Here is a 516-nt window from a genome sequence, read left to right on the forward strand (position 1 = left end):
GAAAACCGGAAAGAGACAAAAAGAGAGAACCGGAACGATTCTCTCTAGATGTTAATTATAAGTCACCCACTACAGTTGACGAAGAGCCATTATAAGTCACCCACTACAGTTGACGAAGGGCCAGAAAAAAACACCTGTAGAACCGAGCATGTCCTACAAGTGCTCTTATACTATTGTTTAAACTACTTCAATTTCTCTAAGAAACTCTCCCCAATCATGGCAGTATCAACACCAAAGTTGTCCGCTACGGTGGCTGATATATCAGCGAAATGTCCTTGTGGGATTACACCGCTGCCTGTAAAGGATGGGCTGTAAGCCAAGAGAGGAATGTACTCACGGGTATGGTCTGTTCCAGCGTAGGTTGGGTCATTGCCGTGGTCTGCTGTGATGAGAAGTAAGTCTTTGTCCCCAAAAAGCTCTGTAATCTCAGGCAAGCGGGCATCGAATTCTTCCAGACAGTCACGGTAGCCATGAGCGTTACGACGATGGCCGTAGAGAGCATCGAAATCGACAAGA

Annotated in this window: 1 pseudogene; it reads right to left on the reverse strand. The window is 46.1% G+C overall.

The features are described 5' to 3' along the window. Positions 1-182: 182 nt before the first annotated feature. Positions 183-516, reverse strand: a pseudogene (locus ACMZ6U_RS10760) (phosphopentomutase); the annotation flags it as partial.

This window comes from Streptococcus pluranimalium, assembly GCF_047785745.1.
In the GTDB taxonomy this organism is placed as follows: Bacteria; Bacillota; Bacilli; order Lactobacillales; family Streptococcaceae; genus Streptococcus; species Streptococcus pluranimalium_B.